General features: G+C 38.2%; 24 protein-coding genes, 1 tRNA gene and 1 riboswitch. Of the genes, 12 read left to right on the top strand and 13 right to left on the bottom strand.

Features of this window, described 5'->3' with window-relative positions; all coding sequences use genetic code 11:
• Positions 1–59 precede the first annotated feature (59 nt).
• A riboswitch (SAM riboswitch) is annotated at positions 60–167 on the bottom strand.
• Positions 168–328: 161 nt separating this feature from the next.
• The 7 genes from F1560_RS10765 to purB all read right to left on the bottom strand — a co-directional run bounded on the left by F1560_RS10765 (position 329) and on the right by purB (position 7,327).
• Positions 329–401 (bottom strand) — tRNA-Val (locus F1560_RS10765).
• Positions 402–788: 387 nt separating this feature from the next.
• The gene (gene purF / locus F1560_RS10760; protein ID WP_149474618.1) at positions 789–2,195 is read right to left on the bottom strand and encodes an amidophosphoribosyltransferase; all 1,407 of its coding nucleotides are present in this window, start codon (positions 2,193–2,195) and stop codon (positions 789–791) included.
• The gene (gene purL, locus F1560_RS10755) at positions 2,171–4,399 is read right to left on the bottom strand and encodes a phosphoribosylformylglycinamidine synthase subunit PurL (RefSeq protein ID WP_149474617.1); all 2,229 of its coding nucleotides are present in this window, start codon (positions 4,397–4,399) and stop codon (positions 2,171–2,173) included. The genes purF and purL overlap by 25 nt, the downstream gene beginning before the upstream one ends.
• Positions 4,383–5,066 carry a phosphoribosylformylglycinamidine synthase subunit PurQ gene (gene purQ / locus F1560_RS10750; protein ID WP_149474616.1) on the bottom strand — a complete coding sequence of 228 codons (684 nt, stop codon included), beginning with the start codon at positions 5,064–5,066 and terminating at the stop codon, positions 4,383–4,385. Before purQ ends, purL begins: the two co-directional genes overlap by 17 nt.
• A complete protein-coding gene (gene purS / locus F1560_RS10745; RefSeq protein WP_149474615.1) occupies positions 5,063–5,314 on the bottom strand; it encodes a phosphoribosylformylglycinamidine synthase subunit PurS in 252 nt (83 codons plus the stop codon). The genes purQ and purS overlap by 4 nt, the downstream gene beginning before the upstream one ends.
• Positions 5,311–6,021, bottom strand: a complete 711-nt coding sequence (gene purC / locus F1560_RS10740; protein WP_149474614.1) for a phosphoribosylaminoimidazolesuccinocarboxamide synthase — start codon at positions 6,019–6,021, stop codon at positions 5,311–5,313. Before purC ends, purS begins: the two co-directional genes overlap by 4 nt.
• A gap of 1 nt (position 6,022) precedes the next feature.
• A complete protein-coding gene (gene purB, locus F1560_RS10735; protein WP_149474613.1) occupies positions 6,023–7,327 on the bottom strand; it encodes an adenylosuccinate lyase in 1,305 nt (434 codons plus the stop codon).
• Between the two features lie 330 nt (positions 7,328–7,657).
• On the opposite strand from purB, the gene F1560_RS10730 reads away from it, so the two are divergent.
• From F1560_RS10730 to F1560_RS10700, 7 genes are all read left to right on the top strand, one after another.
• Positions 7,658–8,947 carry an adenylosuccinate synthase gene (locus F1560_RS10730; protein ID WP_149474612.1) on the top strand — a complete coding sequence of 430 codons (1,290 nt, stop codon included), beginning with the start codon at positions 7,658–7,660 and terminating at the stop codon, positions 8,945–8,947.
• Positions 8,948–9,165: 218 nt separating this feature from the next.
• Positions 9,166–10,896, top strand: coding sequence for an ABC transporter ATP-binding protein (locus F1560_RS10725; protein ID WP_149474611.1), 1,731 nt, complete (start codon positions 9,166–9,168; stop codon positions 10,894–10,896).
• Positions 10,886–12,703 (top strand): ABC transporter ATP-binding protein, encoded by a 1,818-nt coding sequence (locus F1560_RS10720; RefSeq protein ID WP_149474610.1) that lies wholly within the window; start codon positions 10,886–10,888, stop codon positions 12,701–12,703. Before F1560_RS10725 ends, F1560_RS10720 begins: the two co-directional genes overlap by 11 nt.
• Positions 12,704–12,839: 136 nt before the next feature.
• Positions 12,840–13,565, top strand: a complete 726-nt coding sequence (locus tag F1560_RS10715) for an alpha/beta hydrolase (RefSeq protein WP_149474609.1) — start codon at positions 12,840–12,842, stop codon at positions 13,563–13,565.
• 107 nt (positions 13,566–13,672) lie between these two features.
• Positions 13,673–14,191 carry a YjcG family protein gene (locus F1560_RS10710; RefSeq protein WP_149474608.1) on the top strand — a complete coding sequence of 173 codons (519 nt, stop codon included), beginning with the start codon at positions 13,673–13,675 and terminating at the stop codon, positions 14,189–14,191.
• Positions 14,188–14,610: a GNAT family N-acetyltransferase gene (locus F1560_RS10705; protein WP_149474607.1), complete on the top strand. Its 423-nt coding sequence runs from the start codon at positions 14,188–14,190 to the stop codon at positions 14,608–14,610. Before F1560_RS10710 ends, F1560_RS10705 begins: the two co-directional genes overlap by 4 nt.
• Before the next feature lie 125 nt (positions 14,611–14,735).
• Entirely contained in the window at positions 14,736–15,443 is a 708-nt protein-coding gene (locus tag F1560_RS10700; protein ID WP_149474606.1) for a DUF421 domain-containing protein, read from the top strand.
• A gap of 52 nt (positions 15,444–15,495) precedes the next feature.
• On the opposite strand, the gene F1560_RS10695 is transcribed toward F1560_RS10700, so the two are convergent.
• On the bottom strand, positions 15,496–15,747 hold the full coding sequence (locus tag F1560_RS10695) for a hypothetical protein (RefSeq protein ID WP_149474605.1): 252 nt from the start codon (positions 15,745–15,747) through the stop codon (positions 15,496–15,498).
• Positions 15,748–16,014: 267 nt separating this feature from the next.
• Between F1560_RS10695 and F1560_RS10690 the strand changes: the two genes are divergently transcribed.
• Positions 16,015–16,497, top strand: a complete 483-nt coding sequence (locus tag F1560_RS10690) for a CotY/CotZ family spore coat protein (RefSeq protein ID WP_149474604.1) — start codon at positions 16,015–16,017, stop codon at positions 16,495–16,497.
• A gap of 351 nt (positions 16,498–16,848) precedes the next feature.
• Here the strand turns inward: F1560_RS10690 and F1560_RS10685 are convergent, their stop codons facing one another.
• Together F1560_RS10685 and mgtE are read right to left on the bottom strand one after the other, a co-directional pair.
• Positions 16,849–17,346 carry a CotO family spore coat protein gene (locus F1560_RS10685; RefSeq protein WP_149474603.1) on the bottom strand — a complete coding sequence of 166 codons (498 nt, stop codon included), beginning with the start codon at positions 17,344–17,346 and terminating at the stop codon, positions 16,849–16,851.
• 129 nt (positions 17,347–17,475) lie between these two features.
• A complete protein-coding gene (gene mgtE / locus F1560_RS10680) occupies positions 17,476–18,861 on the bottom strand; it encodes a magnesium transporter (RefSeq protein ID WP_149474602.1) in 1,386 nt (461 codons plus the stop codon).
• A gap of 240 nt (positions 18,862–19,101) precedes the next feature.
• On the opposite strand from mgtE, the gene prpE reads away from it, so the two are divergent.
• Positions 19,102–19,839, top strand: coding sequence for a bis(5'-nucleosyl)-tetraphosphatase PrpE (gene prpE / locus F1560_RS10675; protein ID WP_149474601.1), 738 nt, complete (start codon positions 19,102–19,104; stop codon positions 19,837–19,839).
• On the opposite strand, the gene F1560_RS10670 is transcribed toward prpE, so the two are convergent.
• The 3 genes from F1560_RS10670 to yjbM all read right to left on the bottom strand — a co-directional run bounded on the left by F1560_RS10670 (position 19,830) and on the right by yjbM (position 22,244).
• A complete protein-coding gene (locus tag F1560_RS10670; protein WP_149474600.1) occupies positions 19,830–20,723 on the bottom strand; it encodes an RluA family pseudouridine synthase in 894 nt (297 codons plus the stop codon). The genes prpE and F1560_RS10670 overlap by 10 nt on opposite strands.
• 16 nt (positions 20,724–20,739) lie before the next feature.
• Complete coding sequence (locus F1560_RS10665) at positions 20,740–21,549, bottom strand: NAD kinase (RefSeq protein ID WP_149474599.1); 810 nt, start codon at positions 21,547–21,549, stop codon at positions 20,740–20,742.
• An 86-nt stretch (positions 21,550–21,635) separates the two neighbouring features.
• Positions 21,636–22,244, bottom strand: coding sequence for a GTP diphosphokinase (gene yjbM, locus F1560_RS10660; protein WP_149474598.1), 609 nt, complete (start codon positions 22,242–22,244; stop codon positions 21,636–21,638).
• Between the two features lie 229 nt (positions 22,245–22,473).
• Between yjbM and F1560_RS10655 the strand changes: the two genes are divergently transcribed.
• The 3 genes from F1560_RS10655 to F1560_RS10645 all read left to right on the top strand — a co-directional run bounded on the left by F1560_RS10655 (position 22,474) and on the right by F1560_RS10645 (position 24,430).
• Complete coding sequence (locus tag F1560_RS10655) at positions 22,474–23,046, top strand: CYTH domain-containing protein (RefSeq protein WP_149474597.1); 573 nt, start codon at positions 22,474–22,476, stop codon at positions 23,044–23,046.
• A gap of 85 nt (positions 23,047–23,131) precedes the next feature.
• Positions 23,132–23,518, top strand: coding sequence for a globin domain-containing protein (locus F1560_RS10650; RefSeq protein WP_149474596.1), 387 nt, complete (start codon positions 23,132–23,134; stop codon positions 23,516–23,518).
• 18 nt (positions 23,519–23,536) lie between these two features.
• The gene (locus F1560_RS10645; RefSeq protein WP_149474595.1) at positions 23,537–24,430 is read left to right on the top strand and encodes a ClpXP adapter SpxH family protein; all 894 of its coding nucleotides are present in this window, start codon (positions 23,537–23,539) and stop codon (positions 24,428–24,430) included.
• Positions 24,431–24,760 lie beyond the last annotated feature (330 nt).

Below are 24,760 nucleotides of genomic sequence, written 5' to 3'. Positions count from 1 at the left end.
TAAAAAAACCCTCTTTCCAAAGAAAGAGGGTTGAAATCATAAACTATTGCGGATTTCCCCTCTTATCTTTCAGACATTTCTGCCTGTTGGAAGTAGCACCATTCCCCCTAAAGGGGCGGTTGCCGGGCGTCATAGGGCCAAATCCCTCAGCCAACTCGTGATAAGAGTAATCTAGTATTTTGTTTTATTATTAATAAAATATTCGTTTATTAAATTATTGCAATATTAACAGAACAAAAACAGAAGGTCAATAGTTATTTTGCAAAACTGAGTTCTTATTAAAATAACAAAAACGCTCGACCCCTTATGGATCGAGCGTTTTATATAGTGATTCCGATTGGGCTCGAACCAACGACCTCTACCCTGTCAAGGTAGCGCTCTCCCAGCTGAGCTACGGAATCGTATGTAGAAAACTTACTTCTAACTATACTTACAAAACACGAAACTGTCAATATTAACGTGCTTATTTGGAAGTTGTATAGAAATGAGTTTATTTTGCATTTAAAGGAGAACCTGCTAATTACTGAAGAACAGCGGCTCAATGAAGAGCAGGCCTTGTCACTTGATATATTGCCTATGAAAGAATTAAAGAAAAGTTGTTAGCAAAAAATAAAGTAAACAGCTGCCCCATACCCTCATGTTGTTTTGAGTTCCTCACAATATTCAGTGATAAAAACCCCCGAAAGTTGACTTTTTACTCTAACTTTCGGAGGGAGGTAACGTATCAAACGTTTTTTTGAATTAGGATACGAATGTCGGCGACGAAAGAGAAAGTTATGCCGTAATTATTAAGAACTATAAACTACCTCTTTCTCCACTATCTCTTTCACAGGGTATTTCCCATTCATACATGCCATACATATCCCTTGATTAAGAGATTTTTCTTTTAAAATAGCTCTTTCTAATCCTTCTTCTGACAAATAGGCAATACTGTCAGCACCGATTATTTCAGCTATTTCATCAATATTGTGATTCGCAGCAATGAGTTCATCTCTTGTTGACATATCAATCCCGTAATAACATGGGTTCTGAATGGGAGGAGCTGCGATTCGAACATGGACTTCTTTCGCTCCTGCATCTTTTAACATCTGGACGATTCGCTTGCTTGTCGTCCCTCGTACAATCGAATCATCAATCATAATCACACGTTTGCCTTCAATAATTCCACGAACCGGTGCGAGCTTCATTTTTACACCTTGTTCACGAAGTTCCTGTGATGGCTGGATAAATGTTCTGCCAACGTATCGATTTTTAATAATACCCATTTCATACGGTAATCCGCTTTCCTCTGCATATCCAATTGCGGAAGAAATACTGGAATCTGGAACACCAATAACGATATCCGCATCTTTTGGTGCTTCCTTCGCCAATTCCTTGCCCATTTGTTTGCGAGAAGCATGCACATTTACATAGTTCAGATTACTGTCTGGTCTCGCTAAATACACATATTCCATGGCACACATTCTTCGTTGATTACTTGCTGTAAATCTGATTGATTTTATTCCCTCATCATCAATGGTAATTAATTCACCGGGGGTTACTTCCCTTAAAAAACTTGCACCGATTTGGTCAAATGCACATGTTTCTGATGCTACAACATAAGCATTGCCGAGTATGCCGATTGATAACGGGCGAATTCCTGTTGGATCAAGTGCTGCATACAATTTTTTTTTCGTTAAAATTAAATAAGCATAAGCACCCACCAACTGATTCAATGCATTGCCAATAGTCTCTTCATTAACATCTTGACCATTACGTTTCAATAAATGCATGAGCACCTCTGTATCAGAAGAAGTTTGAAAAATACTACCTTGCTTTTCTAATCGTCCGCGTAGTTTATAAGCATTCACAATATTTCCGTTATGCGCAAGTGCCATACTTGCCGTTTGTCCACGGAACAACAATGGCTGTACATTTTCATACACTTTCTCCCCTTGTGTGGAATAGCGGACATGACCAATGGCAACACGTCCTTGCAATTGGTCAAACTTTGCATCCTTAAATACATCATTAACGAGACCTAATCCTTTGTGAACGTTTAATTCTATTCCGTCATTCACAACAATTCCAGCACCTTCTTGACCACGATGTTGCAGAGAATGAAGTCCGTAATACGTTAATTCAGCTGCTTTCTCATGTCCCCAAATTCCAAATACACCACATTCGTCATTTATGCTTTTGATTTCAGCAAACATGGGATAGCTCCCTTCCAGACTTTTTCGAGTTCCTGCACACTATCGTTTATTACTTCTGAACTGTTTACGAGTACTTTAAGCATTCCGTTATCTGTAACCGTACCAATTGCTTTAGCATCCTGCACCATATCTTCAAACTTCTTAGCATTCTCTTTGCTTACGGATACGACAAATCGCGATTGTGATTCACTAAATAATGCAACGGTTGCATCACCTGCTAATTCAACAGTTGTACCTAATCCCTTGTCACTAAAAACACTTTCCGCTAATGCGACTGCTAAGCCACCTTCAGCTACATCATGTGCAGATTGAACCAGCCCCGATTGAATTGCTGTTAGCAACTCTTTTTGTCGTTTCGCTTCTACATCTAAATCAATTACAGGTGCTTTTCCTTCATATTTTCCTTGTGTTACATTTTGCAATTCGCTTCCGCCAAATTCTGCTTTAGTTTCTCCAATCACATAAACGACATCTCCTGCACGTTGGAAAAAGCTTGGCGTAATATGTTCTAATGACTCATGTAAGCCAACCATTCCTACAATCGGGGTTGGGAAAATAGATTTCCCTTTTGATTGATTATAAAGGGAAACATTTCCACTAATAACAGGTGTTTCAAGCACTTGACATGCCGAACTCATGCCTGCTACACTTTTCTCCATTTGCCAGAAAATTTCTGGGTTTTGCGGATTACCAAAATTCAGCCCATCGGTTAATCCAAGCGGTTTCGCCCCAGAGCAGACAATGTTTCGCGCTGCTTCTGCGACTGCAATTTTACCACCTGTTTCAGGGTCTAAATAGATGTAACGCGAATTGCAATCGGTTGTAACCGCAAGTGCTTTATCATACCCTTTAATCCGAAGTACTGCTGCGTCTGACCCAGGTGTAACGACCGTGTTCGTTTGTACCATATAATCATATTGATCATAAACCCATTCTTTACTTGCGATTGTTGGCTGCTGTAGTAATTTCTTTAACATATCTCCATGATGTTGAACTTCTGGAACTTTGCTTTCCATCTTTTGAAATGCGTTAAAATACTCCGCTTCCTTTGACCGCATATGATAAACAGGTGCATCATCTGCTAGAGAGTCAACAGGAATATCAGCCACTACTTCGCCATGATGTTTAATTCGAAACACCTTTTCTTCCACTACTTTACCGACAGGAACGGCATTCAATCCATATTTCTCGAAGACATCGATAATTTCCTGTTCTCGTCCTTGTTTCACACATAACAGCATCCGTTCCTGTGATTCCGATAGCATCATTTCATATGCAGTCATATTTAATTCACGCTGCGGGACAAGATCGAGGTCCATTTCCAATCCTGTACCTGCTTTGCTTGCCATTTCCGACGCAGAAGATGTAAGTCCCGCTGCTCCCATATCTTGCATTCCAACTAAAGCATCTGAATGAATAACTTCCAAACATGCTTCAATAATAAGCTTCTCCATAAATGGATCACCAACTTGAACAGATGGACGCTTCTTATCTGTATCTTCTCCTAAGTCGTCGGACGCAAATGTTGCTCCATGAATGCCGTCACGTCCAGTCGCAGGACCTGCATAGAGGATCGTATTTCCAATACCTTTGGCTAGACCTTTCTGGATGTCATTGTGGTTAATTAGCCCAATACCCATCGCATTAACGAGCGGGTTCTCTTCGTAGCTATCATCAAATTGAACTTCACCGCCAACAGTTGGAACTCCCACGCAGTTCCCGTATCCAGCAATCCCATTTACTACTTCTCTAAAAAGATATTTCGTACGTTCAGATGTTAAATTTCCGAAACGGAGGGAATTCATGACCGCAATTGGGCGCGCACCCATCGAAAAAATATCACGAAGAATTCCACCAACACCTGTTGCTGCCCCTTGATACGGTTCTACTGCAGATGGATGGTTATGACTTTCCACTTTAAAAACAACTGCTTGATTATCACCAATATCAATAACGCCTGCGCCTTCCCCAGGACCTTGGAGCACATTAGGTGCTTTCGTTGGAAATTTTTTCAACAACGGTTTAGATGTTTTATAACTGCAATGCTCAGACCACATAACAGAAAATATTCCCGTTTCGGTAAAGTTCGGGTGGCGTTTCAGAATTTTTTTAACCGTTTCGTATTCCTCGTCACTTAACCCCATTTCTTGATAGATTTTCTTTTCCTCGATTTGCTCTGGGCTCCATTCACGCGTTTGTAACATAAGCTTGCCTCCAATTATTAATTAAGGACTCGAATAATCTCACACCGTCATCACTACCCAACAATGCTTCCACCGCACGCTCTGGATGAGGCATCATCCCAAGCACATTCCCCAGTTTATTGGTAATTCCTGCGATATCAGCTACCGACCCATTGGGGTTACGTTGGTATGTAAAAACAATTTGATTATTTGCTTTTAGTTCAGCTAATGTTTCCTCATTACAAAAGTAATTTCCTTCCCCGTGCGCAATTGGAAACTCGACGATTTCTCCTTTTTCATACCCTGTCGTAAACATTGTTTTATTATTTTCTACGACGATATTTTCCTGACGACACAGGAAGGATAGCTGTTTATTCTTCATTAACGCTCCTGGCAGTAAACCGGATTCTGTTAAGACTTGGAATCCATTACAAACTCCCAGTACTGGCTTTCCTTTTTCTGCATGCTCCTTCACTTGTGTCATCACCTCTGATGTTGCAGCGACAGCACCAGTTCGTAGGTAATCTCCATAAGAAAAGCCGCCCGGGAGCAAAATAGCATCATAGTCTTCTAGATTACTATTTTGATACCAGACTAAATCTGCTTCTTTTCCGAGAATACCTTTTATCGCATGATACATATCCCGATCACAGTTTGACCCTGGAAAAACAATGACAGCAAATTTCACGACTGGACGGCCTCCTCGATTTCAAATCGGTAATCTTCCATCACCGGATTCGCTAGTAATTTATCACACATTTTTGTGACACGAGCTTCTAAATTTGGACCATCTTCTATAGTTAATTCAATAACTTTCCCAACTTTTGCTTCTTTTACTTCTTCAAAACCTAATGAATGCAATGACTCACCGATCGCTTTTCCTTGTGGATCCAGCACACCTGCTTTTAATGTGATATAAACCGTTACTTGTTTCATACGTTTGCCTCCAGTCGATTTAAAACCTCTTCATAAACTGTAATTAAGTTTCCTGTATTTTGCCTGAAAACATCTTTATCTAATTTCTCTTTTGTATCTTTATCCCATAGCCGACAAGTGTCTGGTGATATTTCATCGGAAAGAATAATGGTGTCCCCCATTTTTCCAAACTCTAATTTAAAATCTACTAATAGCACGTTTAAACCTGTAAATAACTCCATTAAAAGCTGATTTATTTGAAGTGCTTTTGTTTTTATTTCTTGTAATTCGCTTGGTGTAATCTCTGTTAAAAAATATGCCTGGTCATCATTAATCAATGGATCACCGAGTTCATCCTTTTTATAGTACAATTCCACAAGCGGGGGGTGAAGTTCCTTTCCCTCATCTATCCCTAATCGTTTTGTAATACTTCCTGTTGCAAGGTTTCGAACTACAACTTCAAGTGGGATGATTTCCGTTTTATGTACAAGCTGTTCTGTTTCGTTTAATTGCTGGATAAAATGAGATTCCATTTCTTTATCACGAAGGTATTCAAAAATCCGTGATGAAATTTCATTATTTAACCGACCTTTTCCAATGAAAGTAGCTTTTTTTTCACCATTAAAAGCTGTTGCATCATTTTTATAGGCTAAAACTAATTTCCCTTGCTGGCCCTGTGCTTGATAGACCTTCTTTGCTTTCCCTTCATATAAAAGTTCAGCCTTCATACTATTCCCCTTCCGCTAGTCCGATTCGTTCAAAAATAAGGTCAACATTTTTCAAATGCCAAGTCGTATCGAAACAATCATCAATTTCCTCTTGCGTAAGCATGTTACTAATTTGTATATCCTGTTCCACAAGCTGCTTAAAGTGTGTTTCTGTTTCCCATGCTTCCATCGCTTTTGGTTGCGTGATGTCATATGCTGTTTCCCTCGCCATTCCTTTATCAATTAATTTAAGCAATACGCGCTGAGAAAAAATAACACCATAGGTTTTATCGATATTGCGTTGCATATTTTCTCGGAACACCGCTAAATTCTGAACAATATTACTGAAGCGATTGAGCATATAGTTGAGTGCAATCGTAGCGTCTGGTATAATCACACGCTCTGCAGATGAATGGGAAATATCACGTTCATGCCATAGGCTGACATTTTCATAAGCAGTCATCATATATCCTCGAATGACACGCGCCATTCCTGTCATGTTCTCTGAACCAATCGGATTGCGTTTATGCGGCATTGCGGATGACCCTTTTTGACCTTTAGCAAAACGTTCCTCTACTTCTCGCGTTTCCGTCTTTTGCAATCCACGAATTTCGGTTGCAAACTTTTCAATAGATGTTGCGATTAAGGCGAGTGTCGATATATAGGCAGCATGGCGATCACGCTGTAAGGTTTGTGTTGAGACAGGTGCAGGTGAGAGTCCTAATTTTCGGCAAACATACTCCTCCACAAATGGATCAATGTTTGCATACGTTCCAACAGCTCCAGATAGTTTTCCAAATTCTATAGTGTTAGCTGCTGCTTCAAAACGCTCTAAATTACGTTTCATTTCTTCATACCAAAGGGCAATTTTGAGACCAAATGTTGTCGGTTCTGCATGCACACCATGTGTCCGCCCCATCATAACGGTATGTTTATGTTCAATGGCTTTATTTTTTAGGATTCGAATGAAGTTGTGTAAGTCTTTGCGAAGAATTTCATTTGCTTGTTTGATTTGATAAGAAAGTGCTGTGTCGACCACGTCCGTAGAAGTTAGTCCATAGTGAACCCATTTACGTTCCTCACCTAGTGTTTCGGATACTGCGCGCGTAAAGGCAACAACATCATGGCGAGTTTCTTGCTCAATTTCATAGATTCGCTGAATATTATAAGATGCGTTTTTCCGAAGTTTTTTCACATCTTCTTTAGGAATAACACCACGTTCACTCCATGCTTCACATGCTAAGATTTCAACCTCTAACCATGCTTTGAACTTATTATCTTCTGTCCAAATTGCTCCCATTTCCTCTCGTGTATAACGTTCAATCAATGTTTTTCCTCCTCAAATTCTCAAAAATTTGACCCTCGGTATCCGTTATAATCAAAAATACATTACATTCTTGTATTGTCTCCCAACCAAATATATAAGGGTTTTGTTGTTTTCATGCGCTTATCTTAGCAATATTTCAATCAAACGTCAATAGAATTCATACGATGATAAAATTAAATTTAATAACGTATGTGTTTTGGGTTGACACATCTTTTTCTAGTAAGTAAAATAAACTCGTCAAAAATATTTAGACAATAGAAAAGTATTAAACTTTATTATCTAGATAAATTGGGGCGAACATTAAATTTAATCATTGGAGTGAAGGTGCCTATGTCATCAGTAGTCGTAGTTGGAACACAATGGGGCGATGAAGGAAAAGGGAAAATCACTGATTTTTTGTCGCAGCATGCTGAAGTTGTTGCTCGGTATCAAGGTGGGGACAATGCTGGTCATACAATTAAGTTTGATGATACAACATATAAACTACATTTAATCCCATCAGGAATCTTTTTCAGAGAAAAAATTTGTGTGTTAGGTAATGGAATGGTTATTAATCCAAAGGCCTTTGTTGATGAAATAGACTATTTGCATAATCACAATATAACAACAGAAAACCTTCGTATTAGCAATCGTGCGCATATTATCTTACCTTATCATCTACAGTTGGATAGATTGCAGGAAGAAGAAAAAGGTGTTAATAAAATCGGCACAACGAAAAAGGGAATTGGTCCAGCCTATATGGATAAAGTTGCTCGTACTGGAATTCGTGTCGCAGATTTACTAGATAAAGAGGTTTTCCGTGAAAAATTAGAGCAAAACGTAAACGAAAAAAATCGTATATTTGAAAAAGTATACGAAGTCGAACCGATGATTACAGATGATATCTTAAACGAATATTTTGAGTATGGACAAAGGATGGCAAAATATGTTTGCGATACATCTGTTGTGCTAAATGATGCGTTGGACGAAGGAAGACGCGTTTTGTTTGAAGGTGCGCAAGGTGTCATGCTGGATATTGACCAAGGTACATATCCATTTGTAACGTCCTCAAGCCCAATTGCTGGTGGAGTAACGATTGGTTCTGGTGTCGGTCCTAGTAAAATAAACCATGTTGTCGGTGTATCGAAAGCATATACTACACGTGTCGGTGACGGTCCTTTCCCTACGGAATTGCAGGATGACATTGGAAATCAAATCCGTGAAGTAGGAAGGGAATATGGAACAACCACAGGTAGAGCACGCCGAATAGGCTGGTTTGATAGTGTAGTCGTACGCCATGCGCGCCGAGTTAGTGGAATTACGGATCTTTCTTTAAATTCCATTGATGTTTTAACAGGAATTAAGACATTAAAAATTTGTACCGCATATCGGTATCAAGGAAAAATAATGAAAGAATTCCCTGTAAGTCTTAAAACATTGGCAGCATGTGAACCGATCTATGAAGAAATGCCAGGATGGACAGAAGATATAACAGGAGTAAAAAGTTTAGATGAACTTCCTGTAAATGCCCGTCATTATTTAGAACGTATCTCTCAATTAACAGAAATCCCATTATCCATCTTTTCTGTTGGTCCAGACCGTTCTCAAACCAATGTAGTAAAAAGTGTGTATAGTTCTTAAATAATAAGCGCTAATAGACAATTCTACAAAAAGATCCGTTTAGAATTATAAAGTGATACTTCTAAATGGATCTTTTTGTATCTCTTCACATTCACTTTCTAATCAAATCTCCTCGCAAATCATTTCGATACTCGAAATAGAATAGTGGATAAAATCCCTTTCTCGCCTTATAATAGTAAAAAAATTGTTTTTTATCTGAGATTGTAGGTGGGTCACGATTGAGAAATGTCTTTTCCTTTTTAAAACCGTATAAGCTCCCTGCTGTAGTAGCGTTCATCTTAATGCTAGTTGAGCTCGCAGTAGAATTACTCCTTCCTCTATTTTTAGGTTTAATGATTAACCAGGGGGTTATCAATCAAGATTTAAATAACATTGTGATGTGGGGCTCTATTATGATTGGTCTTGCATTCCTTTCGTTAATAGCAGGTATTACGAATTCCTTTTTCTCTTCACACGTCAGCATTGGTTTCGGTTATGACATCCGGCAGAAACTATTTGAAAAAATTCAGGCGTTTTCCTTTGCAAATCTGAATCAGTATCCAACCTCAGGTTTAGTCACCAGGTTCACAAATGATATTAGGCAAATTCAAAATACAATATTTATGGCATTGCGAATTATGGCAAAAGCTCCGTTAATCGTAATCGGTGGTGTTTTGATGGCATTCATCGTAAATCCCAAACTTGCAACTATTTTCTTAATCACCGTGCCATTACTTGTCGTCTTTTTACTTTACGTCCTTAAATTAGCAAGTAAAATGTTTGCCAAAGTTCAAAGCAATGTCGACCAAGTAAATCGAGTGATGCAAGAAAACCTTGCAGGAATGCGACTCATTAAGGCCTTTACACGAAGAGACTTTGAAGAAGAGCGATTTATGGAAGCGAATGCTGGACTTGCAGACGCTACACGTAAGACTTTTCGCTTTGTTGAATCGTCGATGCCTATTCTTCTATTTGTCATGAACGTAAGCATCATTGTTATTCTTTGGTTTGGAAATCAACAAATGGTTAATGGTAATGCGAATGTTGGGGAAGTGGTTACAATGGTCAATTACGCCCTACGTGTTGCAATGGCGATTTCTATGTTCTCTTTTATCATCATGGCACTTTCGAGAACGAAAGCTTCTGCACTACGGGTCGATGAGGTACTGTCTCTAGAAGTCGATCTTGTTAATCATGCAGAAGCAGATAAGCAAATGACCGTCACTCGTGGAAAGGTAGAATTTAATCACGTTTCATTCATCTATCCAGGCGCAGCCAAGTCTACATTAAAAGATATCTCATTTAAGGTTAATCCGGGAGAAAGACTCGCTGTCATCGGGGCAACTGGCGCTGGTAAAACATCTTTATTTCAGCTCATACCACGATTATACGATGTTCACAAAGGAAATATCCTTGTCGATGATAAACCTATTACATCTTATAGCTTTGACCAAATTCGCAGCAGCATTGGATATGTCCCGCAAAGTCCCCTATTATTTTCAGGGTCCATTAAAGATAATATTGCATGGGGGAAAAGCGATGCGACGAAAGAAGAGATTATGCAAGCTGCCAAAGACGCACAAATTCACGAAACCATTATGGGGCTGCCAAATCAATATGACACAAGAGTCGGGCAAAAAGGCGTTAACCTTTCTGGTGGTCAGAAACAGCGTATTTCAATTGCTCGAGCCTTGATTCGCAAACCAAAAATTTTAATGCTTGATGACAGTACAAGCGCGCTTGATTTAGCAACTGAATCCCGACTGCTTACTGCGATTGAAACTTATAATTGCACCATTTTTATAATTACACAAAAAATTTCCACAGCAAGTACTGCAGATCGGATTATGGTTCTAGATGAAGGCAAAATTCTTGCTACAGGGACGCATCAAGAGTTAATGCAAATTTCAAGTTTATATAGAGCTATCGTTGAATCACAATTCGGAAAGGAGTATGAACATGTCCAGTAATCAATTAAAAGCTCCTTTTCAATATGAAAAAATCCCACTTAAAAATGTAACGGTAGATAACAAGAAAAAGGCAAAAAATATGAGCAATACATTAAAACGATTATGGAATTATTTAGCTGCAGAGAAAGGTAAGCTGATCCTTGTAATCCTAATGGTGACGATAAGTTCTGGTCTAGGCCTTCTCGGTCCATTTATGGTAGGTATGGCAATCGATGATTATATCGTAACACAAGAAGCTGCAGGCCTTGGAATGTTATTAGTTGGCCTTATCATTGTCTATTTGTTCCACTCGTTATCTATCTTTCTACAAAACTATTGGATGATTGGTATCGCGCAGAATACGGTGTACACGTTACGTAAGGACCTTTTCAAACAGTTCCACCGCCTACCGATTTCATATTTTGATAAACGGCAGTACGGGGACCTGATGAGTCGCTTAACGAACGATATTGACAACGTGAATAATACACTCAATCAATCCGTCATCCAGATTTTCGCCAGTGTTTTAACATTGATTGGAACTGTTGCTGTAATGCTCTATTTAAGTCCAATCTTAACGGTTGTAACCATGTCTGTTATTCCAGCCATGTTTCTCGCCATGCGTTGGATTACCAAACGCACGGGCCCTTTATACAAGTTACAGCAAAATGATCTCGGTGAAGTGAACGGATATGTGGAAGAAATTGTTTCTGGTCAGCATATTGTTAAAACATACTCACAGGAAGAAAAAGTAATTCGAGGGTTCGAAAAGCGCAATCACAGCCTCAAACAAACTGGATTCTGGGCACTTACAATTGCCGGCTTTATTCCAAAAATCATGAATATGCTCAATTTCCTAAGCTTTGCTTTAATCGCATTAGTTGGAGGAATCCTCGTCATTGTTTACGACCAACAACTCGTAACGGTTGGGATTATTGTTATCTTCACCGAATATGCACGTCAGTTCACACGGCCGCTTAATGAGCTATCAAACCAATTTAATCTTCTGCTTTCAGCAATCGCTGGTTCTGAACGGGTATTTCAAGTCATGGATGAAACAATAGAAGAAATCGATGAAACGAATGCAATTGAAATGGAAAACACAAAAGGAACTATTAAATTTGACCACGTTACATTTGGCTATGAAGATACGGCCATATTAAAAGGAATTAGTTTTGAAGCAAATCCTGGAGAGACTGTAGCATTTGTCGGTCATACAGGAGCAGGTAAAACAACCATTATTAACTTGATTTCACGTTTCTATGATTATAATACTGGGAAAATTACTCTAGATGGAATTGATTTGAAAACAATTAAACGAAGCAGTCTCCGTCAGCATATGGCATTTGTCTTGCAGGATCCCTTCCTCTTTCATGGTACCATCCGGGAAAATATTCGTTATGGGCGACTCGATGCAACAGATACAGAAGTTGAAGCTGCAGCAATGGATGCGAATGCTCATGATTTCATCGTGAAGCTACCAAATAGTTATGATACAATTCTCGATCAAGATGGTAGTGGGATTAGTCAAGGTCAAAAGCAATTATTAACGATTGCACGTGCTTTACTTGCAGCACCTTCCATCCTCGTATTAGATGAAGCTACAAGTAATATTGATACAATTACAGAGATGAAGATACAGGAAGCATTAAAGCGCTTGATGGTTGGAAGAACAAGCTTTGTTATTGCTCATCGTCTAAATACGATTCAAGAGGCCGATACAATTATCATGCTTGAGCATGGAGAAATTATTGAGCAAGGCAACCATGATGAACTTATTAACCAAAAGGGAAGCTATTACGGACTTTATAAAGGACAAATCCAATAAGACCCTGAAATGATATTCCCTAATGGAATCGAACAACCATACGTTCATTTCAATAGGTGACAGGTGCTACTCGTTAGTGATAGACTATGGTTAAAGTAGTGCAGATTGATAAAGAGAAAGCCTGAGGTGTATATTTTTGGGTAGAAAAGGTACGATGCTCGTTAAGGATATTGACAGTCGCTTTCTAAATGAAAACATGTCCATTCATATTTATCAACCAGAATCATTCTCCCCCCTTTACAAATATAATATTTGCATTATGCAGGATGGGAATGATTATTTTCAAATGGGAAGAGTTGCAACACTAAGCGACAAGCTACATGACAACTACGAAATTACAAACACCGTATTTGCTGGCATCCATTACAAGGATAAGTATGATCGTCGGGAAAAGTACCATCCAAGCGGCGAACAAAATGAAGCTTATACGAAATTTCTTGTTAATGAGGTCGTTCCTTTATTAGATGAGCTGATTCCAAGCTATCACATGGGACAATCCAGAGCATTAATGGGAGATTCCTTAGCAGGAACACTTGCATTAATGACCGCAATTAAATATCCGAACACATTTGGAAAAGTCGTCATGCAATCCCCCTACGTTGATCAACATGTATTAGACGTCGTGAAAAATTCTGAATCCCTTGATTCGATGGACATTTATCATACAATTGGAGAGTTGGAAACAGAAGTTCATATGACTGACGGCAATAAAGCAGATTTTGTAGAACCAAACCGCAAGCTTAATGAATTATTACAAGAAAAAGGGTCCACCTACTATTACGATGAGTTAGAGGATGGGAAGCATACGTGGAAGTATTGGCAAAATGATATGACACGAGTTCTCACAACGATGTTTAATTAATTCTTTTCTTTTGTTATTTTTGCTATACTAAAAGATAAACATATCGACAGCACTAATTCATCATAAAGTAATAAATCCAATAAACTACTATGCAGGAGGTTTTATTAATGAACTATGGTATTGCAATCTTTCCATCAAAACCCATTCAGGATCAGGCTAATGCATACAGAAAACGTTATGATCCTCATTATGCTTTAATTCCACCACATATTACGCTCAAACGGTCTTTTGAAGCAAATGATGATAAATTAGATGAATTGATTACGGAACTAAAAACGATTGCCAATGAGACAGACCCATTTACCATTCATATTAATAAAGTCAGTACGTTTACACCAGTAACAAATACCATTTACTTTAAGGTTGAACCCGTTCAAGCTTTAATCGATTTACAAGCTAAAATGCATGTAGGTAAATTCGAGGATAATAATGAGCATCCATTTGTCCCGCATATTACAATCGCTCAGGACCTCGTACATGATGAATATTCCGACGTTTTCGGCAGATTAAAAATGGAATCGTTCCAGTTTGAAGATGCAATCGATCGTTTCCAATTACTGTATCAGTTAGATAACGGATCGTGGACTGTCTATGAAACATTTGTGTTTGGAAAGGAACAGGTATGAATTTAAAAACAGTAGAAACAAAAGAAGAACTTCAAGATGCATATCATGTTCGGATGGAGGTATTTGTTGACGAACAAAACGTCTCACCAGAAGAAGAGATTGATGAACATGAGAAAACTGCAACACATTTCGTTATGTATGACCAAGATAAACCTATCGCTGCCAGTCGCCTACGATTTGTTGAAGAATACGGTAAACTAGAGCGTATTTGCGTAGTAAAGGATTATCGCGGGAAATCCTGCGGAAAGCAACTTATTGATGCAATGGAGACAGCAATTGCTTATAAGGGGTACAGAAAAGCAAAACTAAACGCACAAACACACGCAGAAGATTTCTATAAAAAATTAGGCTATAAAACCGTATCTGGAGAGTTTTTGGATGCTGGTATTCCGCATATTACAATGATAAAAGAACTTTAAATTGTTGGCGTGCTACTATTATAATGTAGCACGCCATTTTTAATGGAATTCCTTATCTCTACATGATATTTACTCCCTTTGGTTACACTAAGCAACGAATGCTTTTAACAGGGAGATTAAGGATTATGCAAGAATACTTTACGATATTTTATGAACTCGTTTTCGGCTTCTTTGCTTTATTTATCGTCACAAAACTGCTAGGGAAATCGCAAATTTCACAAATAACAGCATTTGATTTTATATCTGCGTTATTATTGGGAGAGCTTGTCGGAAATGCATTATTTGACCCAAATGCTGGTGTTCTAAAAATTGCATTTGTCGTTGCAATTTATGGAGCATTAATGTATGTCACAGAGGCGATCACTCAAAGGTACAAACGAACCCGAAGCTTAATTGAAGGAAGTCCGGCTATTGTTATTTATAATGGAAAATTGATTCGCGATACAATGAAGAAGAACAAACTCGATATCGATCAATTACAACATTTACTTCGTGCGAAAGATGTATTCTCGATCCGAGAGGTCGAGTTTGCTATTTTAGAGGCTAATGGTACACTTTCCGTATTAAAAGGCTCCGATTATCAAACACCAACTCGAAAAGACTTGAAGCTCGCTGCACAAGACGTTGACTTATCAACTACCTTAATTAACGATGGCGAAATAATATATGACAATTTAAAAGAGAAGAATCTGAATGAAGAATGGTTAATGGAGCAATTAATCGAACAAGGCTATAATCAGATTGAGGACGTATTCTACGCGGAATACACGAAAGATCAAAAACTACTTGTACTCCCTTTCCTTAATCGAAATCACCAAAAATGGAAAATTTAAAAAGTGTATATATTCCACACTAAAAAAACGCTACCATAAGATAGCGTTTTTTTCATACACGATCACTGAAATGCATTCCTTTTCCAGTTAATTCTCCAAACAATTCTTCGTCTGTTCGTTTCGTATTAGACTGCTGTATGCTTCCCCTATTCATTGCATCATATTTGGTTGAAATTTCTTGATGCTCTTTTTCTAAAATCACTTTAAAAGGACGTTCAATAAAATGCTTATTCCCCTGTTTCTGTATCGTTCGCCTCTGATAATCATTATATTGATAATGTGTTACCGGTAAAATATAACTCATTCCCCCACCCCTTATCAGACTATTTTAAATATATATACGTATAAAAGTTCATTTTATTGACCGTTTATAACATTTTTTATGTATATACCCTTTTTCAATAAAAGTAACTCCATTTATTATTTTTTTATCGCTTTCTCCTACATCAGCAAAAGGTACGATGAGATCAGTTCCACAAGCACTGAAAAATCTGGTTAAATGCCCACACCATCCAAGTAAAGACACATATCCTATAAAGGAAAGTAAATACATTTGAGAGGAGCTATTTTCATGGGATGTGGAAAAGAGTTCGATTCAGGAAATTGTGTTGCAGATATCCTAAAAGACATTGTAGATGCACAAAATGACATCGTGGAAAATTGTTGTGAAACCAGCTGTGACGAATCCATTAGCGATCTACTTGGTGATACTGATCGTCGTGATGATGATTTAGATACAGTACCAATTATTTTATATTGTAAGGATGGCTGCAAACCGTTTAAAGGATTTGGTGCCCTAAAAGAAAGAAGAAATAAGATCGGGCCAATTCTTGCTAGTTTTATTTTTAGAGTGAAAAAAATAGACAATGATCACTGTGCTGTCCTTGAATTATTAATAAAAGATAATGAGAACACCGGGTGTGATCACTTGAAGTGTCCTACGGATCAAAGTACAGACAGATTACGCGCAACAGGAATCTGTTTAACAGTAGACTTAGATTGCTTCTGCCATGTAACTTGTCTACCAGCAATCGATGCATTCGGAAGAAACTAAGAAACTAATGCAAAAACACCATTTAGAGAGGAAATTCCTCCTAAATGGTGTTTTCTCTACTTTTAAACTCACTAGGATTGAGTACTGTGGATAACTTAGTTAACAGTATAGCCACGTCCAGCTCCAGCGACTAGCGAGACTTCCTTCACCTCCGTACGATAAAGAAGACTTGCTGATTGGCTTTGCCAGAAGCTTAGTCGCACTTATACCCTTGTGGTGAAAGTCAAAATCGACTCCCTACGGTCGCCGTGTTTCCTTTATCTCCTCCATAAGAATGTTCGACAAGTCGAACCACCCCACAGTTCGGGGCGCAGTCCGTACTTCGCTAACCGGGCGCTTCCGCTTTTGCTTTTAAAATCCAAGTAGTTGAACCTCTGTAATTTCATCGAGAGCAATTTGTACTGGTGCTGACCGATTTCCAATTTTGAAAACCACTACTTCTTCTTCCTTCCCAAGCACAATACCGCGATATGTTTTTTCCTTAGTTCTTATTTCACACCTGATTTTTGGTGCAAAATCTGGTCGTTTAAGGAAATAGTTAATACGTTCTTGAATATTCATTTCCTTAAAATGTTTTCGTCGCTCATTAGATGACGAAAGTTGCTGCTTCTCATTTTCTTGACTAGTTACCACCTCTGTCTCCTCTATTTCTTCTGTAACATCCCCATGTCGGAACGCATGATGTCTTCGGTTCACCCTTTTGGGAGCATGAATTACATCCGTACTACTGTGGTCTTCCTTTGTTTTTCTTTGACTCATATAACTGTGCTGCATTGGTGCCTTTGTCGAACCAATATCGGGTTGATGGATATAAAGTAATGGCTCATTCGCAAACTTTTTCTTACTCATGCATAATCTCCCCTTCTTTTTTCCTCAACCCATTATATGAACCCAATAAATGAAATGTGTTGCCAAACCAATTAGGATAAGAACGCACAAAAGCAGCCTCTCCCAAACTGAAAGAAGCTGCTTCGTTAACTAAATCAAATAACTCATAAATGTCGTTGCCATTCCAAAGTAAATAACAATAGAAATAATATCATTAATAGTTGTAATAAATGGTCCTGAAGCTACTGCAGGGTCAATATTAAATTTGTGCATGATCATCGGGATCAACGAACCTGCAAGTGTTGCAACTAGTAATGAAGCCATAATTGAAACACCAACTAGAAGCCCTAAATAAATATTTCCTTGCCATATATAAATAACAATTGCTATTAGAATACCGCATACAGTACCTGTAATTAATCCAATAACCGCCTCGCGTAAAATTAACTTCATCTTTCCTTCTTTATCATAGTCTCCAGTAGCGATTCCACGTACCGCAACCGCAAGTGCTTGTGTCCCAGTATTCCCTGCCATCCCAGCAATTAGTGGAATAAAAATGGCAAGAACAGCGACTTGATTTAATGTTTCTTCAAACCTACCAATTAAGCTAGCTGTAAAAAGACCTAAGAACAATAGAATAACTAGCCATGGCAAGCGTCGCTTTGCTGATGTAAATGCAGAGTCATCCCTCTTATCCGTATCGGTCATCGCAGCAAGTTTGGAATAATCTTCACTTGCTTCTTCTTCCATAACGTCCAAAATATCATCGACCGTAATAATCCCCAATAAATGGTACTGAAAATCTACAACCGGCAACGCAAGAAAATCATAGTCCCTAAACATTTGTGCTACTTCTTCTTGGTCTTTTGCAACAGAAACTGCAACAACACTACCACTCATTATTTCCTCTATTCGTGTATCCTCATCTGCAACAATCAGATCTCGAATTGAAAGAACACCTACTAAGCGCTTGGAATCATCAAGGACAAATAAATAGTAAATCGTCTCCGCATCTGGTGCTTCCTTTTTCAGTAGCTGCATGGTCTCTTTTACCGTCGCATTTTGGTATATAGCGACATATTCCGTCGTCATAATACTACCGGCTGTTTTTTCCTCGTAATGCAGTAATTGTTTTATTTCTTCTGCTGCATTTTTATCCATAATCGTTAAAAAGCTAGCCACTTCTTCTTTATCTAACTCATTCAAAACATCAACCGCGTCATCGGCAGGCATTTTCGAGAAGACCATTGCAGCATAGCGAGGATCCATCTCAATAAAAAAATCTGTTACATCTTCAAGCTCGATATTAATCATTACTTCAGCAATTTCTTCCGGTGACAAATAGGAATAAATGTTCATCCGATTCGATTTATCTTGCTCCTGGAAAAACATTGCTTGATCATATGGATGCATGTCAAGGAATTTCGTACGGAAATTTTCTATTTGCTCCTCTAGTAATAGGGTTTGCACTTCCTGAAATCGTTCTCTCACCTTTTCCTCATATCGTTCCTCGTGTCTATCTTGTTTCGTGCTCATCTTACCACTTCCTTTCCAAAACGCAGCGACAATCATTCTTATATTAATTCCCTAGATGGAGATAAATAAAACAATGCCACTTTCTTTTGTATTCAAAATAAAACAAATGTGATGTAAACTGGATGCCAATACTTTTTTAAACACTGCTCGAAAAACCAAAGCTTTCCGGAACGTGCACATCGATATTATTTAAGTAGTTAGGCTAAACTAATCTTACCTTTGTGGAATGGAGTGTTACCCTTGAAAATTGATATTATCGGCGATGTACATGGTTGTATTGACGAACTTCATAACCTTTTTAATGCATTAGACTATGAATATAATGGAGATACCTATATTCATCCGGACCAACGAATGCCTGTATTTCTAGGAGATATCACCGACCGCGGACCTAACTCCATCGCCGTTATCAGACTTGTTTATCAGATGGTAGTAAATCATAAAAATGCGTTTTACGTCCCAGGAAATCATTGCAATAAGTTATATCGTTATTTCCTAGGCAATAATGTTCAACAAAAACATGGTTTAGAAACGACAGTGGCCGAATATGAAGCACTACCCACAAGAGAACAGAAATTTATCCAACACCAATTTATTACATTGTATGAGCAGGCACCTCTTTATTTACAGCTTCCAGAACTAAACGTTATCATTGCCCATGCTGGGATCAAAGAAAGCCTGATTGGGCGCACGGATAAAACGGTCAAGACATTCGTACTTTATGGCGATATTAGTGGAGCATTTGACAGCAGTGGACGACCGATTCGAAGAGATTGGGCAAAACACTATCAAGGAAATAATTGGATTGTTTATGGACATACACCAGTGAAGGAGCCACGCATCGTGAATAAAACCATTAACATTGACACGGGATGTGTATTTGGCAACCAATTAACTTCATTTCGTTTACCAGAAGAAAAAATCATATCCGTTCCATCACAGCAATTATTATTGGAAGAAAAATTCACCTATTTCTGATCGCCTTGCTGTTCTAATAACTTTTGCATATCTTTTGGGAGCTCCGATTGGATTGTTATGCTTTCTTTCGTAATTGGGTGCTCGAACATCAGCTCATAACAATGCAACGCCTGTCTATTGATGCTCTGTAGTGACCCTCCATATAAATCGTCTCCCACTAACGGATGACCATAGTGGGAGAAATGGACACGGATTTGATGTGTTCTACCCGTCTCCAACTCAATTTCAACCATGGTGCTTTCTCCAACTTCAGATTGTTTCTTATAGTGCGTAACTGCCCGTTTTCCATTTTCATGAATGGTACGCTCAATAATTGAATCTGTTTTACGCGCAATTGGAGCATCAATCGTCCCTTCTTCTTTTTCCAGATGTCCTTCCACCAACGCAATATATGTACGTTTTATCTTATTCAATTGCTGTGCTTTTGACAATAATGAATGATTATACCTATCCTTTGCAACAAGTACAAGACCAGAAGTATCACGATCCAATCTTGTAACAACATGTACCGTAAATGATTCGCGATGAATTCGCCTGTAATATCCAATTAAACCATTTGCCATCGTACCTGAACGATGATTTAGAGATGGCATTGCTGCTATTCCTGCTGGCTTATCAATAACGATTACAGCTTCATCTTCATAAGCAATGTTTAAATCTATATCTTCGGGCTGTAAATTCCTGCTTACCTTTTCAGCAGGAAAATGAACTTCCAGCACATCTCCGTCTGATAAAACATAACGGACAGTCCTCTCCCTATCATTTACAAGTAGCTTTCCTTCTTGCTTAATCGCAATAATAATTCTTCTTGAAAAACCATGAACAGCTTGCAAATACTCACGGATTGTTAATCCAGCATTATTTTTATCAATTACCCACTTCATTTTGCAGGAAGCCTCACTATCTATTATCATCATCCGAAACAAAGGAGTCACGAACCCTATTCCAGAACGGAAATTGTTTAAATCGCGCAAAGCGTACCCGTTCATTCGCAACACGACATTGAATTGATTTGACATTTGTATACGTCTTAATAAAATGATCGATTTGAATAAGAAAACTACTCTCTACCATTGGCTTTAAGAAGCACGTATGATGCTTTGGCAGCACTAACGGCGAACCGATCGTACGAAATACACGGTTATTGATTGATGCATTTTCAGTTATTTGTATTGCTTCAAGGGACGGATGTAAAATTGCTCCACCAAGCGCCTTATTATATGCCGTACTTCCAGAAGGAGTAGAAATACAAATCCCATCTCCACGGAATGTTTCAAAATGCTCCCCCTTGATTTCCACATCAAAGACGACAGAAGATCCGTCTGCAGTCTTAATCATTGCTTCATTCAGTGCCAAAAATCGATCTTCCTTTTCCCCTGTTTTCCCCCGAATAATTACTTCTAACAATGGATACTCCACTGTTTGAAATGGAGTTTTGGCAATTTCAATAATTAGCTTTTCCAATTCAGATGGAACCCAATCCGTATAGAAACCTAAATGACCTGTATGGACACCAATAAACGCTGTTGTTTCAAGCCGATGATTATACCGATGGAATGCCTCCAGAAATGTTCCATCTCCCCCAACCGATATAACAAGATCTGGCTCGACTTTATCATATTCTAAATCAAAGTCCGATAAATATTGCTTCATCGTCGCTTTAATTTTATTGGAACGCTCATCACCTTTTGAAACAATTTTAAACTTCATCCACTCTCTCCCCTTATTTCTTCTATTACAGGCTCTTTCATACTAACAGCAGCATCGGCTGCGTCCGGATCCAGCACCTTTGCTCTTCACTTACGGTGGAATATCCGTTGTGCTTCCTGAATTTCACTTTTTATCTTGGACATTTCTTCATCTAATTTAAAAGCCGCTTCTGCCGCTCGCTGTAGCCTTGACTCTACTTCTTCCGGTAATTTACCTTCATATTTATAATTTAAGGAGTGCTCATTTGTTGCCCAAAAATTCATGGCAAGCGTCCTTATTTGAATCTCTGCAAGGTGCAGCTTTGTACCATGGATTGTTTCGACTGGATATTCAATAATCATATGATACGAACGATAGCCGCTCGTTTTCTTATTGGCAATATAGTCTTTCTCCTCGACAATCGTAAAATCAGTCCTCGTATGAAGCATATCTACGATTGTATAAATATCATCGACAAATTGGCAAACAACACGAACACCAGCAATATCTTGGATTTCCGTATCTATTTTATCAAGTGAAATCCCTCGCATTTCCGCCTTTTCCATAATACTGTGAATCGGTTTCACACGACCTGTTACAAATTCAATTGGAGAATGGCTGGATTCAAGTTCAAATTGCGAACGCATCCCCCTTAGTTTTACTTTTAGCTCTTCCACAATCTGCTTATATGGAGCAAGGATTACTTCCCATTTCATTGTTATCACCCTTACCGTTCATCTCAGGTTCATAACAGCTTTCAACATGCAAATATAGTATATCGAATTGCCAGTCTTGACAATAAATTACTTCTCTAACTATGTTTGAATAACTATTATTAATCAACCTTATTTTAACACATCAAACGAAAATGGCTAATCTTTGCATACATGCCCTTCTTTCGCCATAATTAATAATAACCTATTTTCAAGTTGGGGGACATAGATTATGACACAAGAAATAGAAATTGAATTTAAAAACTTATTAGAAAAGGAGGAGTATCACCGATTACTGCAAAACATCTCTTTTCCATCACAAGGAAAACTACAAATAAACCATTACTTTGAGACAGAAGAATTTTCTCTTAAAGAACAAGGCTGCGCGATTCGAATACGAGAAAAACACGGGAAATACACATTAACTTTAAAAGAACCTCATCCTGATGGTTTGCTCGAGACGCATGATTCACTAACGGAACAGGAAGCGCTAAGTTGGATCAACGGCACGATCATCCCGAAATCCAATACATCAAAACAGCTATTGGAGAAAAACATTCAACCAGAAAAGCTAATTTATTGTGGTAGTCTTTCTACGTTAAGAAGAGAACTCTCCTATAAGGATGTGTTGCTTGTCCTTGATTACAGTACCTACAATAATAAAGAGGATTTTGAATTAGAAATAGAAGCAAACACAAAAGCATCTGGGTTACAAATGTTTAATCAGCTACTCGAAGAACATAATATAATACAAAGAATAACACCAAATAAAATTGAACGATTTTTCCACTCGCTGGAAAATTAGGTAATACAATCTAGCTACAATCAGATTTGTTGCTCATTTTGGTATCCGTTGCTACAATATATACAAACATCCAAGGAGCTATTTTATGGAAAAAATTGTACATGGAACTATTTACGAAGCCATTGGCGGATTCGATACAATAGACAGACTAGTAAATGCCTTTTACGAGCGTGTAGGAAAGCATCCAAAACTGAAGCCAATTTTTCCAGAAGACCTCACAGAAACCGCGAGAAAGCAAAGTCTTTTTTTAACGCAGTTTTTCGGAGGCCCAAGGACTTATGAAGCAGAACGCGGCCATCCGATGATGCGAAGACGTCATTTACCTTTTGAAATAACTCCTTCTAGAAGGGATGCTTGGCTCGAATGTATGGCAGAGGCGTTAGATGAAGTAGAAATTGAGGAACCATACCGCATGGCTATATTTGAGAAATTGACCCTTACTGCAAACCACATGATGAACACGCCTGAATAAGAGAAAGGAGAATTCGATGTGAGTTGGAATCAAACTGAGCTCACAAGCTCAAATCATACAAACACATCGGTCAATTATAGCTATATAGATATTGTGCAAAAACCGATTGAAATTTTTGTATTTATTGATCCGCTTTGTGCGGAATGCTGGTCCCTAGAACCCTATCTGAAAAAACTGTCTGTTGAATATGGACGATTCTTCACCATACGCCAAATTGTAAGTGGCCAACTTAGAGCTCTAAATACAGATTCGTTTGATAAACCAAGAAAATTAAAGGATATGTGGGAAAGAACAGCAAAGCGGACTGGTATGAGCTGTGATGGAGATTTGTGGATAGAAAACCCGGTATCCTACCCTTGGATTGCATCGCTTGCAATTAAAGCAGCAGAACTTCAAGGCAAAAAATCAGGAATGTTGTTTTTACGGAAATTACAAGAAAATCTTTTCTTGAAAAAGCAGAATATATCAGATGGAGATGTACTCCTTCAATGTGCGAAGGAAGCTAAGTTAGACGTCGAAGAATTTGAAAGAGACCTTTTCTCAGCTTCTGCTAAAAAAGCGTATCAATGTGATTTGAAGTTAACACGTGAAATGGAAGTAGATTATATTCCAACGATTGTATTTTTTAATCAAGTCGTTGAAGAGGAAGGTATTAAAATTTCTGGTCTTTATCCATATGAGATTTATGAGCTTGTCTTAAAAGAAATGCTGCAACGAACACCAATCCCTTCTGTAAAGCCACCTTTAGAAACCTTTTTGGAATATTATGAAGTGGTTGGCAGTAAAGAAATCTCGGTTGTTTACGATTGGTCACTTGCTGAAACGGAAAAAGAAATGAAAAAACTACAATTTCAGCAAGTTGTCGAAAAAATCCCAGCAAAGTATGGATCCTTTTGGAAATATATTTATTAGTTTTCAGCCTTACGAAAAGGCTTATTTTTTACCAATCTTCTTTGTTTTTTATTTAAAACGATCTAGTCATGCAATGAAAGAGATGCATTTCTAGATCGTTTTTCATTTAAAGACAAAAAAATAAAGGATATACGGGGCAGCGTATATCCTTATTCCTACTTTGTATTTATACAAAGGGGGATGGGAGAAAGTTTCATGATCAAACAAAAGGGGTATTTGTTTGTACTTAACTTACATTCTTATAATAACAAGAAGTAATTTCATTTTCAACCTATATGTGCACATATTCACAAAAAGTTCACTTCTATACAAGCTCTTATAATCATATAG

The organism is Oceanobacillus polygoni (assembly GCF_008304605.1).
Classification (GTDB): Bacteria; Bacillota; Bacilli; order Bacillales; family Amphibacillaceae; genus Oceanobacillus; species Oceanobacillus polygoni.
The sequence above is the reverse complement of the archived record's forward strand: the minus strand, read 5'-3'. Positions and strand labels throughout refer to the sequence as shown.